This is a genomic window from Wolbachia endosymbiont (group B) of Apotomis betuletana (assembly GCF_947250475.1).
GTDB lineage: Bacteria > Pseudomonadota > Alphaproteobacteria > Rickettsiales > Anaplasmataceae > Wolbachia.
Window position 1 is genome coordinate 699,830 of sequence record NZ_OX366320.1, and the last position, 15,700, is coordinate 715,529.

Below are 15,700 nucleotides of genomic sequence, written 5' to 3' on the forward strand. Positions count from 1 at the left end.
CAACCTAATATAAAAGTTGTAGTAGGGGTTATTTCCTTTCCACTTGGATTAATTCTTGAACTTCATCGACAGAAAGACCTGTACATTTGACAATAGTGTTAACATCAACATTATTAGTCAGCATCGCTTTTGCAACTTCAATCTTTCCTTCAATCTTTCCTTTCTCTTCACCAATTTTGATTCCTTCCTCTTTAGCATCATCAAGTTTTTGAGCAAGGACAGCCTGTTCATCACGAATACGCTTGCTCTCCTGTTCATATGCTATAAACTCTTTTTCTGACCAGTTAAACCTGTTTAGCTCTTCATACGCTTTTTTGATTATTCCGTCACTTCCTATTATTCTTTCCAATTCTTCTTCACTTGTTTCATCAGCGTACTTAAAAAAATACACCCACTTCTCAACTATATTTGAAAGTTGATCTTCTTTGGTTTTGGGAAATTTAGGCAATTCAATAAATACAAAATAAAAATCTTTTAGATCATGTTCATTAGTATCTTCATCGCGAATAGTGTGCTTTGATTTATACTCGGACTTATCAGGAAATAAAATACAATCTGCTATAGCAATAAAGATAATTTCCTTAAGGTCATGGTATTGATCACCTTTATCTGCTTGTCTTGAATAGGCTTTAGCAGCGTAATATTGGGCACGTTTTTCAAAGCCTTTGGTTTTAGCGACCTGCATCTCAATTATCCATTGCACTCCTGTTGAATCTCTACATAGCACATCAACAATACTTTGCTTTTTAGATGCGATATCAGGGTCTTGAATAGTACTTAAAAACTCTATATCCTGTATTGCATTTTTGCCAGTAAAGCTCAAGATATCATTGAGGAAGTGAATGAGAATGTCTTTATTCTTTTCAGTACCAAAGATACGGCGAAATGCTATATCATTTTTAGGGTCAAGAAATTTAGATAAAGCCATAGCAAAAATGCCTAAAAAACGTTAGTAATTATACAGTATTATCAGTAATTTTTCAATAAAAAAGTGAAAAGGCATTCGTCCATTCCATTAAATCCCTAGAATCGTTTGCAACAAAGCCATTTGATCAACACCGTTAATCTTACGGATCATATTTTCAGCATCGATTTCTATTAATTCATTACCACCTATAGTAAGTTTATAGTAATGGGCAGCTACAGTACACTTCAGCGTTGCTTTTTCAGCAGGTTTCCAACTACCAAAATCAAATTCTTTAAATATGCCCCTAAGGTTGATAATAACTCCTTCAACTTCATTACTTCCACTTCCTTGCATTCCACCACGAAGAGTTAAAGATACAGAGTTTCCATTTATCAACCCAAATAGCCGAAAGAGCTCTGTATCATATTCAGAAAGAGTGAAATCTGCTTCCAGTTTCTCCATGCCCATATCAATATTTATTGGAATATCCATACCACCAGCTCTATATTCCTCTGTTTTAATGGTGAGTTTTGGCAGAGTGATCTCATCGATACGACCAGCATAACCACGACCATCAACAAATACGTTAAAATTTCTCAGTATTTTCGGTAACACTTTGCTTTCTCCTAACTTATATTTACGAGATGAGATCTGAATATTATTTGTTCTGCCGGATATGGTGGTGTAAACTCAAAGTCAAAGTATACTTTTCCACTTGCAATATTTGCTGGTGTATTGAGCTCTGGAGTTGCATAACATTTTCCGCTGATAATAGCTCCTTGTGCTTTTAAATTGGCCAAATAAGAATTCACCCCCTCAATCACATCATCTATATAAGTTTTGGTGATATTGCGATCAACTGCCCATAAATGAGCTCGAAGTAGACTATCATTGATTAAATCTGCAGTCCTTCTCACTGACAGAAAAGCCCATTTTGAGTCATTTGAACATGTTCTATTTCCCCAAAGCCTATAGCCGTTTTGATCAATTATCGTTGTTACTTCATTTTCATTTAAGTGGTTTGCTCTACAATTTGTATTACCGAGCGTAAAATCAATAGGCCTGCTTGTTCCAACAATACCATTTATCTCTTTATTTGAAGGTGAGTGCCAGAAGCCTTGCTCGCTGTCTATCTTAGCTATTAAACCAGCTACAAATGGACTCGATGGCAAGATTTCTTCTTTTCCTTCAATAAATACCTTAATCCATGGGTCAACCACATAAACTCTTGAGCTGCCTACACTTTTTCTCCATTTTATTGCTTCTTCATCATTAGTATTTGGTCCATCTGCAACAATAATTGCTCTTAATTTTTCTGCTATGGAAATTAAAGCACTCACTACTGGATTTACTCCATCTATTTCAGGTAACTGATGAGTAAACTGAGGTGCAATGAGTATTCTTGGCGCAATATGAACTATGCTTTCACTACTGAGGAATGCCTCTATCCCTTGATACTCTCCAGTCTCTTTATCAACACCGCCAATTATATTTTTCAGCGTCTCTTCTTCTTTTAATTTTGGATCGCTGTTTTCACTTTCTTTAACTCGAATAACTACTACTGTTGCACCAATCTGGGAAAATATTCCATTTACTGCAGAAGGTAAACTTCCACTCTTTCCAAGCTTTGCTGCTTCCTTTAAACTTCCTGCTATCAGTACTGGTTTATTCAGTGGAAATTTTTGCTCATCAGCTTCGAATGCAGTACCAATTACACCTATCACTGATGATTTAGCTGTACGTACTGATCTTGTCCCTGAGGTAACCTCTATAACATTTACGCCATGTAAAAATTCTTCAGCCATTTCTTTGTATCTTTTGTTTAAAATCGTTTAGTAAGTTCTCTACACTTTTGGCTTCTGCAATTTTCTTCTTGGTAATGTCTTCCAACTCTTCACATTTAATTATTTCTTTTACTGCTTTTTTTGCTTTTTCTTCAATTATTCTTGCCATTTCAATAACTGTAATACCACGGACTTTTGCTAATGGTTCTATAATTTCTGTATCCTTTTTACTTATAGACTCTGGTGCTGCTAGAATGCTTTTTGCGGCTTTTTCTTGTATTTGATACGATTTAGCTTTTTGGTGAGAATTTCCAGCGTATTCGTTAGTATAGTTATTAAAATAAAAACGAAGTGCAGAAAGCTTCGCATTTTCCAATAATTCCAGCTCAATATCTTCCTTATTCCTTTCAACAATTTTCTCTCCTTCTGTTAAACAATAACTTTTTTGCCAGTCAAAATTCTTTGGTGCTTCATACCAATCATTTCCAGTTGGCTTGTTTTCAAGTGTTGTTATTTCAACTTATTTGTAAGCGTATTTTCTTCCTCTTTTACTGCCAAAGTTTATATGTTGCATCTAGCCCTGGACACTGCCACGCTCTTAGCGTTCTCTCTACATCGATCTCAAGTCCTGTGGTTAAAAAATTACTGCGAAAGTTATATATTCCCCACTGAATAAATTGACCATAGATTGTGCTATACGTATGCTCACTCGCAAAGAACTCAGGTGTCTCACCAACTCTTTCACCTCCTGAGTGAAGATTGGATGACGTATAAAGTAACACTGTAACAGTTTTTCCTGCTGGAATGAGTATGTTACCTGATGCAATAAATTCAGGACTGTTAATTTCATGCTGGTAAATACGTGTCCAAGTAATTCTCGAAATCTCTGACTTCCTTGTATTAGTTTTATCAGGTGTACCTATAAATAATCCTGCTCCTCCATAATTAACTTCATCTTTATACCACATTGCAGATCCAACAAAGTTTAGAGTTTTACTTATATCTACATTGCTTGTGTTTTTTACGAATATTACTCCTAGTGCAGCATAAGGATATTTCAACATATTGAATTGCTCCGAAAATCCATCATACATGAATCTTGGGTATGATTCTCCGTAGATAAATGTACCTTTACTTCCTTCAAAAAAACTGAGTTGTCTTGGCCGATAAAAACTAACATAGCTTGTATCGTACGTGTGAGTACCTGCAAGTAGTTGCAGCATATAGTCTGTTTTTGTTATATCACCGCTCCACTCTCCAAGCTCAGTTGTAAAAGTTCCGTGGCCAAAGTAATTATTTTTTCTACTTAGTACACCAAATAAAAAAGGTAATGCTCCAGGTTCAATCATATGACGATTTCTTACTTCTTTCATGATTGATGAGCCACTTGGTACATCATTTATGGAGTTAAGCTTGGTTGGTTCTCTGCTCCTTATCTCCCTCATAATCGATGAACCACTTGGCACATCATTAACAGTACGGAAGTTATTCACTAAACCTTTTAGACCATCTTTATGATCATTGCCAACACTATTTATTGCTGCAATGTTGGCATTCTTTCTCGTATCAAGTAGCGATAAATTTGTTGTCCCTTTTTCATCAATTCTCTTTAATAATTGCTTCTCTGATTCAGAGATCACTGCTAAAGAACTAGCTTTTTTATTATCCAGATCAGTTAAGTGTTTTTTTGCACTATCAAGAAGTTCTTTTAGCTTACCATCAGTCATCTGTACAATTTCAGAAACTGCACTTTTGTCGACTATTGATTCCAATGCTTTAGCAAGATATGCTAATTGATCTGGAGTACTGTTTTCTGCTAAATCCTTAAGTCTTTTTTGTAGTGCATCAATTATTCCTTTTACTTCAGTCATCTGCACAACGTTGGAAATAGCTTTTTTATCTGCTATCAATTCCAGCGATTTTGCAAGATATGCCAGTTGATCAGCTGTGCTACTTACTGCTAAATCCTTTATCCTTTGGTATATTGCTTCTTTCATTCCCAAAAATTCAAAAAAGTTTCAAATCTAAATCGTTCAAAATTACTTTTCAGTTGATTATGTTTATTTTCTCTCTCACTCATATCTTCATCTATTTTCTCAATTGTGGTACGAATACGTACTACATCTTCCACTGCAATGTTTTCTGGATGAGGTAGTGGATACCCTCTACTCGTTTTATCATTTGACATTCTTCTATGTAACAATGATTCGTAGATTTTTGACTTTAGGACGATAGATAACTGTTCCACTTAAAACTAATTTTATCCTTGTCTCATTGCCATTAAAGTTTGTCAGCACATGAGTTCTCTCTACCCAATTTTCTCCAATTGGTTTTCCTGATGTTAAATTTACTAATTGCCATTCTCCCACGTTTTTCTCTACATAAGTTTTAATGTCTGCAGTGCCAGGTATTAGCGCATCATATGTTATGGTAATTTTAGTGTTAGCTCCTGCTGTAATGCTTCTTGTAACATAATCTCCTTTTTCCCCTATATTACCCATAACTAGCTGTAACCCAGGATATAGCACTGGACTTTTTTCTTTTGACCCTTTTAAATTTGCCTTTACTGTTAACTCTCCAGATAGTCTTTCACGCAGCGCGAGCGACAAGTTATCAGATAGAAAATTTTCTTTTCCCTCTTCATCTATCAGAATAAATTCTACATTGGTATCAAATGCTACTTTTTCGACGTTCGTCAAAACAATTAAATCTGAAGTATTGTTTGCAGTAACTTTACCAAGATCAATAACGTGAGAATTTTCAGTGAACTTCGCTGCTAAAAGCCTAAAAGTTAGATCTAAATTTTGATGTGGTGTCCAAGTACTTGCGTTGCTAGATGAAAGTAATACTCCTACTTGATATGGCTGACTTGTTACCCAACGGCTATTTACTGCATCATATTTGCCAAGTTCTGCTATCTTTACTGCAGTACCAGGATCATCAGTAAGCAGTACTATTGAATACTCCTCTCCTGCATGGCAAAACACTGGTGACCACTCTATACGTGTTGCTGTGCCATCTATCTTTATATCTTTTGGCTCAATATAACTTTCAGCAATGACAGTCTGCGAGGGCATTCCCACTGCTGTTTCTCTAATCTGCACAACAACACGTTTTTTGCCGCTATTTGTGAACCATAAATCTAGACCCCCTATGTGTCTGCTCTCATTTAAAGTAAATGTTTGTGCTAAAGGATCAACTCGTCTTGCTGCGATCACTCTTCTTCTTTCTTCTATGGTAATTGTTTTTTTACCAGTATAAGTTGCTTCTCCATAGCTTCCTTTATTCCCATAAAATTGCACCAATTTAGTACCTGCTGGAATGTTTGCTGGGATTTTTATTTTTCCCTTTAATTTTCCCTGATTGTTAGCTGTTAACATTTGGTTTTCCAGTTTTAAGTTATAGGTTGAATGTTTATTCCGTCAAATTTTATCTCTTTAAGCTTCTCATTTGGCTCAAAACCTTCAATTTCAAAATTCTGTATTGCTTCTCTCATAAATTCAGTTTCATAAGAATTACTTGATAATAGCTCTGTGGTCTCTCTAGTATTAAATTCTCTAGTTACTGGACTTTTCCAATTTGTTTTTACCTCCGTCCAGTGATCAATGTTTTTATTTATGGTAACTTTTGCGGTTATTTTATCAAAAGCTTGATACGGATTAATTTTTTCACTTTTAGTCTGTAAAAGCTGTTCTAATACCGGCTCAAGTTCATACGGTAAAAGATAAGGTTTTGTGCTCTTTTCAACATCAATAATTTCTACGTCTATCGGTAAAATTAGTTCCTTATTTACTATCGCTGCAGACTGCGAAACTCCTTGATCACGCATATCATCGTCAAAGAACGAATCTACAAACACTCCTTTTTTCGTTGTAGGTTCTCTTGAATTTGCATCACTGCGTAAACGTTCCTGTGCAACTAGCGCATAAAGATCATTTATTCCTTTTTTCATTGCTTCAAGCTCATTCATCGGTACAGCATGAATAGCATTATTCACTATTTTTACCCCTTCTTTTTCTCCGTTTTTCCATGTCTGATGAATGTAGCAGAGCAAAAGTTGTCCACTAGGCGCTCTAGGCATTGATGGTCTCCAGGGATGGGCAATTCCCTTGATTCTTCTCACCACTCCTTTGCTATCGATAGTAATTAAATCAAAGCGGGGCATTTTCCAGGTGTAATCAATCAGAACCAAGCTGTTATCAACTGCTCCTTTTACTTTGCATCCCTCTTCACTTATATCTTCAGGACTTACATGAGTACGACAGCGATAGGTTATCAGGTAACTACTCCCAGGAGCTGGTTCTTTGCCAGGTAATGACCAATCAACGTTTCCTGCATTTAACTTATAGTCTGTACTATTTTCATAAATAACATTGCCTTGTTTAACTTGAATAATCTCAAGTACTGCAGAGTCAGGTATCGGATCAACAGCTCCTGAGTATGAACCATGAGTAACAGTAGTGGTTTTCTGAACAGTTATATCTACTTTTTTGATTTCACTTATTGGAAAATCATTAACTTTAAGTTCCATTACTCTTTGGCTATTTAGCTGAAAAGTATGTGGTTCTGATTCAACTGATTTTATATTCGGATCTTGATCAAAAGAAACACGAATACTATGAGGTAACTCAATCTCATAGCCATCAACATGAGCTTTTCCCTCATTAATCACGAATACTTGTTTTTTGCCCTCTTCTTCCTTTTGCAAAAACATTACTTCAAGGCCATTTACAACGTAGGAACCATTAGCTTCTTTGTCATAACGAGCAAGAGCAGTAGTTACTATGTTTGCTTGTGGTGGTGGTGAATGTTCTATTAATACTCCATTTTCAATGTTATAGATTGGATAAAACTCTCCTGCAGAAAAACGTGGAGAAAGACCTTCTGCTTGATAACCCCAAATGGTGGAAACTTTAAGCCTTGCAGCTCCTACTTCTTGATAATTACGTGTACCAACAGCAGGATCACGAAGATTTTCGTCCTCAAGTTCTGTAATCGTAGATTCTAGATAATAAACACCTATACGAACTGTGGTACTCAGTGGAATAACAAACTCTTTTGCCTCTACCTTTCTCACCGCTCCACGAAGATAGATTTTTCCTCCTTCAAGTGTAACTTTACCAGTTTCTCTATCTATAATACAATTGCTGCCTGTTATAACATCGCCATCACGGAATATTGCATCACCTATGCCTTTAAGCTTAGAGAGAGCATATTCTTGCGTCTCGTTTAATTCTGCTGACTGTAGACCTCTTCCTGCAAGAAACAAGCTTTTTTCGTATTCTTTGTCAGGATTAAAGCGGTTATAATAACTATTTAAGGTCATTTTGTTTCAAAAAGTTACAACAAATGAAAAAGTTTCCCGAGTTGCAGATGTTCTGATAAGTGGCACGGTGTGTTCTAAAACTAACAAAATTCCCGGATTTTCCACGTCTTTTGGCTCAAAATATCTCTGCCCAGATGACACTTTTTCCTTTACCTTTGTACCAACCATAACTCCGAGCTCCCTTATTACTTGATTTGCTGCGTCCGTGAAATCGAAAGTAAATTTAAGATAGAGATTATTAGTTGGTACATTAGAGGGTTTAAACCTACCTGTGGGAGTTAGAAGCTCTCCATCATCATCACCAGTACAAAAGAGTATCTCATCAACAACACGACGTCCAACTTCCTTAATTAATGTTGCAGAAGTAATTAGTTCCGGTGGTGTGTCTTGAGTGTACTCTATAGTGATTACGCTATCTGCTATAATTGCACCATTTTCTACACGCTCAATAGTGCCTGAGCTACTATCAACTATATAATCTATGCTTGACTGATAAATTGTTTGCCCTGTATAAACTTTTACATCTTTAATAGTGTGGTGATCTAAACTTATCTTGCCGCCTGCTGCAAAAGTTTTTTCAACTTTGTAGCTGCTTTCCCAGGTAGAATCTCCAGATCCCCAAGCAAGATGTATCGGTTGCTCTTTTATGCTCGCAGCAATAGCTGCTCTGCCTGATTGTGTGAGTACTGACATAGTTGATTGTGCAGTTGATATTATGTATATACAAGATCCGTAGAAAAAACGTCCAATTTTTTTGCAATAATAGGATCAAAATCTTTCCAAGGGCGATTTAAGTGGCGATGTTCATGCCAAGTAACCATACCTGAATAGAATGCTGCTACGTAATTTTCTAGCTCATGAATGGGATCTTTCTGTTTTGAATCTGAATCATTTTGACAATCAACATGATATTCCACTAAATTAGACTCTATTATTTTTTGATCAGTAAAATTCTTCGCTTCATAGTAATAAGTTATACTAAATCGCTCTAAAATTGGTGTACGTTGAAAATTCCAAATCTGCTCAGAAAGTTTATCTTCACTTAAGTGAAGTGTATGCTCTATTTCTTCATAAGTAGTTGATGCAAAACAAGCATTGATATCCCCTAAATTCCAACTATTGTAAGTTAAAAATATGATATAAAGGAGATAAGAGGGAAGATAACCCTACTCACTATAGGAATAGAGTTATCACGGGCGTGTGCGACCGACCAACTGTTGGTATTATAACCGTTCGGATCAAGGTACACTAGCCCATCTCTCGATACGTTTGAATAGTTGCATGGGACATATGTATGCACCCGTTTACAATCTTAAATTAATTAAAACTAATCGAGGTTATTATGATTACATCTTATCAAAATTTTATTGGCATTGATATCGGAAAATTTAAAAATGTTGTTGCAGTTCACAAACAGAAGAACGCTGTCGAATTCGACAATGATACTGCTGGCTGGCAACAATTGTTTCAAGATTTTTCAAATATCTTACCTAATTCTTTAGTAACTCTGGAAAACACTGGAAAATATGAGCTTGGCTTAGCACATTTTCTTGTTGATAAAGATATTGCTGTACATCGAGCTAATACTCGCAAAGTAAAAAGCTTTGTTCTATCTCATGGAACTTTAGCAAAGTCTGATCAATCAGATGCAAGAGCCCTTGCTCAGTATGGGTTTGAACGCTATAGTACTCTATCTCTATTTGCACCTATGTCAAAAGAACAAACAACCTTAGTTGCACTTTGTCAACGTCGTGATGACATTACAAAAATGAGAGCTCAAGAGAAATCTAGGCTTGCAGCACCTGAAAACGACCATATAAAAGAAAGCTGTCAGAAAACTATTGAATTCTTTAATAGCCAGATAGATGAGCTCAACAATACCATACAAAAAATTATTGATGAGAATCCAGAGTTACAAAAGCGCCAAAAAATCCTTAAAACAGTTCCAGGAATAGGTGCAAAATTATCTCAAGATTTTCTGTGTCTAATGCCAGAACTTGGTTATGTAAGTAGGGGAGAAATTGCAAGTCTTGCTGGAGTTGCACCTCATCCGAAAGAAAGTGGTAAAACTATTGGTTATCGCAGAATAAGTGGTGGCAGAAGCAACGTTCGTGAAAAGCTTTTTACAGCTGCGATGTCTGCTTCAAGGTCTAAGTCTGCGCTTGGTGCCTTCTATTCAAGGCTTGTTGGTAAAGGTAAAAAGAAGATGGTGGCTATGACAGCTCTAATGCGTAAAATCATAGTAATTGCCAATGCGAGGCTTAAAGAAGCAGTCAATGTGAATTAAAAAAATCTGCATAGAAAATAGGTTAACGAATATGTGGATAAATACGTCTACACACATTTAAAGTATTTATCCACATATTCGTTAACCATAAGATCTAAGCAGTAACTGTTGTTTGATACAAAATTTTTCTATGATTAAGTTAGGGTTTTTATTGTCAAAAATGCACTTTTTACTCGAATAAAAAACAAAATTACAAACAAAAGTTGTAATGAAACTAAATTCAAAAAATTTTAAAAAACATAGTTGATCCGATAATATAACTTGCGCTTTCGCAAACTTAATTGCCGGTAATAAGCTCTGTGGTAGCGGATATAGCGCTTTTAAGTTGTACCACAAATGATCTCTTTCATAGATGCCTTTGTAATCCTTTGTATGAGCCTCTGTTTCTCCAAGTACTGCTACATCTAATCGATATATGTCATTACTAAATGCTTGTTCATAATGCTCTCTTAAATAGTTGTCTACAATCTCTACTAACGGACCTCTAGAACTGAAAAAATTTATTCTTCCAAACGATAACACTGGCCCATTTTTTTCAACTTTTCTACCTGAATAGTCTGATAATAAGCTGCCGAATATACTTTCATCTAATATAAACCTATCAACGTTATAGTAGTCATTAAAAATCCTCATTAGCCTTGATCTTGCTGGTAATGATAGTTTTGCAAGTTCTACTACTGCATCTACAAAAAAGTCATTTGGAACATCTTTTATTCCTATTTGTAATTCAAAGAAGTGTTTACCAGGTGGTTCTTCGATGATTGTAATATCTTCTATATTTGCCCATTTTAGTGCTATTTTTAGTGATGCTGGAGTTCCTCTCAGTCTTTGAAATTTTACTCCTTCTATTACGGCTTTTCTTCTATCTTTTACCCAGCGCAGTATTTCTTCTAAACCATATTCTTCTATTATCCAAGGCAATGTTTCTTCTTTAAGACTAAACTTAAATCCTCTGATACAGCTCGGATCAACCTTATAATCTGTTGCATCAACCAGTGCTTGCTCTTGCTTTGTTGCGTTTGGCGGTAATAAACTTTTCATTTGTCTTTTCTTTCAAGTTGCTTTAATTCCCTTTATTTAGGTAGCTTATGAGTAAGCAAGAGGTCATTCCAGAAAAATAAAGATGTTCTTAATATCAAAAACACTTTCCTTAATATTTGACCATATTATCCATACTTTAAAAAACAAATTACAACTTCTGGAAGAAAATCAATACTTTCCTCTCCCTAACATTGGATCCAGTAAACCACTTATTGCACGCAATCCCCTCACTGGCACAAAACAAAAAAAATACGTTTTAAATCCTATCTAACTTGACGTAGCCAAGCACTGCACACTCATTCCCCAGAACCACAACATCCTCTCTTGGCTCGATTAATTCTACGTTTTCTACACCCTCTACAAACAAATTTGCTATTATCCAAGATCTTGTAACATTCCATCCCAGCCTTCTATTTGCTTCAAACTTCTTAATAAACTGCTTCTTGATTTCCTCCTTTGATATTATAGGACTTATACTCATTCTGCTGTGAATATCTATTTCCGTAATATTGCAACCAATTACTGTTATCGTATCTGTTAAAACCCTTATATCATCTCTGGTAACCTGCTTTTTTACAATTTCAAGTAGGTCTTCTGGCACTGTGGATAACCATACGCGTCAAGTTAAGGAAATAAAGGTATGAAAGAGATAGAATAATAAGGTATAAGTTCTCCCAGATATACTTTTAGTGAGAGAACCAATGAATAAAATAACTTGCTTATCAAAAAAGCTCAAAGAATTTTTTAATGAAAAAGCAGAGAAAATCTCAATTACAACAAGGTTTATAAAAAGAAAGAGAAAGCTAAAAGGTTCATCATTCGTAAAAGCCATGGTCTTGGGTAATATAGGAGTTGATAATTGTAGCGTAGAAACAATGTGTCAATTACTAAACGAGGACTCGATAGATATAACAAAACAAGGTTTGGATTTTAGATTTACTGAAGAAGCAGTGGAATTTATGAAAAGGATGTATAATGAATCTGTGATTCTCTTTAAAAATATCTTGCAAGTTGATTGCAAAATCTTACAGCAATTTAATAGTGTTAAATTATTGGACAGTAGCTATATTACTCTACCTAACAGTATGGAAGAGATGTATAAAGGTTATGGTACTAGCTACAGTGGCTATGAAAGCAATACTAAGTCTGGAATAAAGTTACAATTAGTTTTCGACTACATGAATCAGATAATAGACCAACTTAATTTAACGGAGGGGGTAAGATCAGACCAGGGATATAGGAAACATTTAAGTAATATATTAAGCAATGATTTGCTAATATCTGATCTCGGTTATTTTGTGCCAAGTTCTTTTAAACAAATCAATGAAATAGGAGCTTATTTCATAAGTCGTTATAAATCCGATACCAACATATATGATGTAGAAACAAATCAAAAAATGGAGTTATTAGAATGTTTAGAGGATAAGTTATTTTTAGAAAACGAGGTATTGTTAGGAAAAGAAGCAAAAATTAGAGTAAGAATTATATGTCAGAAACTAACTGAAGAACAGTCTATGGCCAGAAGAAGGAAAGCTAATAGATTAGCAAGATCGCAGGGATATACATCCTCTAAAAGAAATCAAAAATTGTTGAACTGGTCAATATTTATAACTAATGTTCCAGAAAATAAAATTAGTGCTGAGCAAGTATTAACGATTTACAGAGTAAGGTGTCAAATTGAGTTATTATTTAAATTGTATAAAAGCCATATCAGGCTTGATAAGCTAAAAGGAAAGCCATGCAGAGTATTATGTGAACTATATGCTAAATTGTGCGCAATTCTTATATTTCACGGCATAGTTGGTTGCACAGAAGTGAAAAAGAATACAGAACTTAGCTTAACAAAGGCATTTATTGAGCTAAAAAGGCGGGTTAGAGAGTTATTTTTAGTATTAACCAAAATTAATAGTTTAAAAGCATTTCTTAAAAAACTCACTATAACTTGGTCGCTATTTTCATTAAAAGACAAACGTAGAAGGGCTAGAGTATCCACTTTAACCTCTCTAAATTTGCTCACAATCTCTTAACTTGACGCGTATGGTTGATAAAGAGACTGGAGAGTATCAAGGGATAGAGGCATTCCTCAGTAGTGAAAGCATAGTTCATATTGCTCCAAGAATATTAATTGCACCTCAGTTTACTCATCAGTTACCTGAAATAGATGGAGTAAATCCAGTAGTGAGTGCTTTAATTTCCATAGCAGAAAAATTAAGAGCAATTATTGTTGCAGATGGACCAAATACTAATGATGAAGAAGCAATAAAATGGAGAAAAAGTGTAGGCAGCTCAAGAATTTACGTAGTTGATCCATGGGTTAAGGTATTTATTGAAGAAGAAATCTTGCCATCGAGTCCATTTGTAGCTGGTTTAATAGCGAAAGTAGATAGCGAACAAGGATTTTGGCACTCACCTTCAAATAAAGAGATAAATGGTATTGTTGGAACAAGCAGGCCTATTGATTTTAGCTTAGGTTATGCAAATTGTAGAGCAAACCACTTGAATGAAAATGAAGTAACAACGATAATTCATCAAAATGGCTATAGGCTTTGGGGAAATAGAACATGTTCAAATGACTCAAAATGGGCTTTTTTATCAGTGAGAAGGACTGCAGACCTTATTAATGACAGTCTACTTAGAGCTCATCTATGGGCAGTTGATCGCAATATTACCAAAACTTACATAGATGATGTGATTGAGGGGGTGAATTCTTATTTGGCCAATTTAAAAGCCCAAGGAGCGATTATTAGCGGAAAATGTTATGCAACACCAGAACTCAATACACCGGCAAACATTGCAAGTGGAAAAGTATATTTTGACTTTGAATTTACACCACCGTATCCGGCAGAACAGATTACTTTTAGGTCACACCTTGTGAGTGGCGCAATATTGTAAAAAGGAGAAAGAGAAATGCTACCAAAGATTTTAAAGAATTTTAACATATTTGTTGATGGCCGTGGTTATGCAGGAAAAATAGATGAAATAACCTTGCCGAAGCTTACCATAAAAACTGAAGAGTACAGAGCTGGTGGTATGGATATTCCAATAAATATCGATATGGGTATGGAAAAGCTTGAAGCAGATTTCACTTTTTCTGAATACGATACAGAACTCTTTAGGCTATTTGGTCTAATAAATGGGAATTCAGTTTCTTTGACACTCAGAGGTGGAATGCAAGGGAGTGGTAGTAATGATATTGAAGCAGTAATAATCAATTTAAGAGGCATTTTTAAAGAGTTTGATTTTGGTAACTGGAAACCTGCTGAAAAAGCAACGCTGAAGTGTACTGTAGCTGCTCATTACTATAAACTTACTATAGGTGGTAATGAGTTAATAGAAATCGATGCTGAAAATATGATTAGAAAGATAAATGGTGTTGATCAGATGGCTTTGCTACAAACGATTCTAGGGATCTAATATGGTTGACAAAATTACATAAAAACGTTAAAATATAAGAAGTTGTAGGTATATAGTTAATATGGATTCTAAAGCTCATACAAATTCCATAGAGCAGCTAACTGGTTTACTTGTTAGTGTAGCACAATCTCAAGACAAGTCCGTTTTAAAGTTATTAACTGAATTAATGGAAGAAGAAATCGAAGATATGGAATTATCTAAGATTGCTGACGAACGCTATAAAGAAAAGAGGGTTAAACATCAAGATGCCTTCTGGGATTAAGCCTTACAATATAGACTATTCAGAATCTGTTATAAAGAAAGACATTCCGGCTCTTCCAGCAAAAGTAAAGTTAATGATTAAGAAGGCAATAATGGAGCGTCTAACAGTTGATCCAATTGGACTTGGAAAGCCATTAAAGCACAACTTAAGTGGGCAACGTAGTCTACGGGTGAGTACCTATCGTATACTTTATTATATAGATGTACCAGAACATACAGTAGTTATTACTTCAATTGAACACAGAAAAGATTCTTATCAAAGCTAATCCTATTTATAGCACCATACAAAGAAATTAGTTATGTAAAAGCCGATATAGACTTTTATTTAATTAACTTTTTAAGGAGGAACATGCAAGCTATAACACTTAATAACCCAATAACAGTTGATGGAATTTCTGTCTCAGAACTTACTGTTAGACGTCCAAAAGTTAGAGACTATCTTGCAATTGAACGCTTAAATGGTAGTGACCTTAGTAAAGAAGTAACTTTGACTGCTAATTTGACATCAGTTGCAAAAGAAGCAATTGAAGAGTTAGATATTGCTGATTATGTGAAAATTCAAGAGGTATTAAAGGATTTTTTTTCACCGATTATCCAAAAAACTTGAGATTAGAAGTATTAATGTTCAGCTCTGTTGTAGGAGGCGGGGTTGAACAAATACTTGATATGGAGATTAATGA

At 35.1% G+C, this 15,700-nt stretch carries 17 protein-coding genes and 2 pseudogenes; 7 read left to right on the forward strand and 12 right to left on the reverse strand.

The features are described from left to right. Positions 1–28: 28 nt before the first annotated feature. The 10 genes from OOK82_RS03140 to OOK82_RS03185 all read right to left on the reverse strand — a co-directional run bounded on the left by OOK82_RS03140 (position 29) and on the right by OOK82_RS03185 (position 8,934). Positions 29–928: an Rpn family recombination-promoting nuclease/putative transposase gene (locus OOK82_RS03140; RefSeq protein ID WP_264704439.1), complete on the reverse strand. Its 900-nt coding sequence runs from the start codon at positions 926–928 to the stop codon at positions 29–31. A gap of 87 nt (positions 929–1,015) precedes the next feature. Beyond that, the gene (locus OOK82_RS03145) at positions 1,016–1,522 is read right to left on the reverse strand and encodes a phage major tail tube protein (protein WP_264377165.1); all 507 of its coding nucleotides are present in this window, start codon (positions 1,520–1,522) and stop codon (positions 1,016–1,018) included. Positions 1,523–1,533: 11 nt separating this feature from the next. After that, on the reverse strand, positions 1,534–2,712 hold the full coding sequence (locus tag OOK82_RS03150) for a phage tail sheath subtilisin-like domain-containing protein (protein WP_264704386.1): 1,179 nt from the start codon (positions 2,710–2,712) through the stop codon (positions 1,534–1,536). Next, positions 2,705–3,205 carry a hypothetical protein gene (locus tag OOK82_RS03155; protein WP_264704657.1) on the reverse strand — a complete coding sequence of 167 codons (501 nt, stop codon included), beginning with the start codon at positions 3,203–3,205 and terminating at the stop codon, positions 2,705–2,707. The genes OOK82_RS03150 and OOK82_RS03155 overlap by 8 nt, the downstream gene beginning before the upstream one ends. A 34-nt stretch (positions 3,206–3,239) precedes the next feature. Then, a complete protein-coding gene (locus OOK82_RS03160; protein WP_264686604.1) occupies positions 3,240–4,688 on the reverse strand; it encodes a hypothetical protein in 1,449 nt (482 codons plus the stop codon). Further along, positions 4,685–4,879: a hypothetical protein gene (locus OOK82_RS03165; protein WP_264685152.1), complete on the reverse strand. Its 195-nt coding sequence runs from the start codon at positions 4,877–4,879 to the stop codon at positions 4,685–4,687. Before OOK82_RS03165 ends, OOK82_RS03160 begins: the two co-directional genes overlap by 4 nt. Positions 4,880–4,883: 4 nt before the next feature. Then, a complete protein-coding gene (locus OOK82_RS03170) occupies positions 4,884–6,071 on the reverse strand; it encodes a hypothetical protein (protein WP_264685153.1) in 1,188 nt (395 codons plus the stop codon). A gap of 14 nt (positions 6,072–6,085) precedes the next feature. Continuing rightward, positions 6,086–8,017 (reverse strand): DUF4815 domain-containing protein, encoded by a 1,932-nt coding sequence (locus OOK82_RS03175; RefSeq protein ID WP_264704385.1) that lies wholly within the window; start codon positions 8,015–8,017, stop codon positions 6,086–6,088. 6 nt (positions 8,018–8,023) lie between these two features. Then, positions 8,024–8,710, reverse strand: a complete 687-nt coding sequence (locus tag OOK82_RS03180) for a hypothetical protein (protein WP_264378050.1) — start codon at positions 8,708–8,710, stop codon at positions 8,024–8,026. Between the two features lie 20 nt (positions 8,711–8,730). After that, a complete protein-coding gene (locus OOK82_RS03185) occupies positions 8,731–8,934 on the reverse strand; it encodes a hypothetical protein (RefSeq protein WP_264377302.1) in 204 nt (67 codons plus the stop codon). A gap of 425 nt (positions 8,935–9,359) precedes the next feature. Between OOK82_RS03185 and OOK82_RS03190 the strand changes: the two genes are divergently transcribed. Then, the gene (locus OOK82_RS03190) at positions 9,360–10,304 is read left to right on the forward strand and encodes an IS110 family RNA-guided transposase (RefSeq protein ID WP_264336326.1); all 945 of its coding nucleotides are present in this window, start codon (positions 9,360–9,362) and stop codon (positions 10,302–10,304) included. Positions 10,305–10,385: 81 nt separating this feature from the next. Here OOK82_RS03190 and OOK82_RS03195 read toward each other — a convergent pair whose 3' ends face one another. Together OOK82_RS03195 and OOK82_RS03200 are read right to left on the reverse strand one after the other, a co-directional pair. Beyond that, the gene (locus OOK82_RS03195; RefSeq protein WP_264704384.1) at positions 10,386–11,345 is read right to left on the reverse strand and encodes a phage tail protein; all 960 of its coding nucleotides are present in this window, start codon (positions 11,343–11,345) and stop codon (positions 10,386–10,388) included. Between the two features lie 256 nt (positions 11,346–11,601). Beyond that, positions 11,602–11,946, reverse strand: a pseudogene (locus OOK82_RS03200) (baseplate assembly protein); the annotation flags it as partial. 100 nt (positions 11,947–12,046) lie between these two features. Here OOK82_RS03200 and OOK82_RS03205 point away from each other — a divergent pair. From OOK82_RS03205 to OOK82_RS03230, 6 genes and pseudogenes are all read left to right on the forward strand, one after another. Beyond that, on the forward strand, positions 12,047–13,372 hold the full coding sequence (locus tag OOK82_RS03205) for an IS4 family transposase (RefSeq protein WP_264686529.1): 1,326 nt from the start codon (positions 12,047–12,049) through the stop codon (positions 13,370–13,372). Continuing rightward, a pseudogene (locus tag OOK82_RS03210) lies at positions 13,371–14,237 on the forward strand (phage tail sheath family protein); the annotation flags it as partial. The gene OOK82_RS03205 and the pseudogene OOK82_RS03210, both read left to right, overlap by 2 nt. Positions 14,238–14,252: 15 nt before the next feature. After that, on the forward strand, positions 14,253–14,759 hold the full coding sequence (locus OOK82_RS03215) for a phage major tail tube protein (protein WP_264686530.1): 507 nt from the start codon (positions 14,253–14,255) through the stop codon (positions 14,757–14,759). A 61-nt stretch (positions 14,760–14,820) separates the two neighbouring features. Continuing rightward, positions 14,821–15,021 carry a hypothetical protein gene (locus OOK82_RS03220; protein WP_007303020.1) on the forward strand — a complete coding sequence of 67 codons (201 nt, stop codon included), beginning with the start codon at positions 14,821–14,823 and terminating at the stop codon, positions 15,019–15,021. Further along, a complete protein-coding gene (locus OOK82_RS03225) occupies positions 15,005–15,286 on the forward strand; it encodes a type II toxin-antitoxin system RelE family toxin (protein ID WP_010082215.1) in 282 nt (93 codons plus the stop codon). The genes OOK82_RS03220 and OOK82_RS03225 overlap by 17 nt, the downstream gene beginning before the upstream one ends. Before the next feature lie 83 nt (positions 15,287–15,369). Next, a complete protein-coding gene (locus OOK82_RS03230) occupies positions 15,370–15,627 on the forward strand; it encodes a phage tail assembly protein (protein WP_010405430.1) in 258 nt (85 codons plus the stop codon). Positions 15,628–15,700 lie beyond the last annotated feature (73 nt).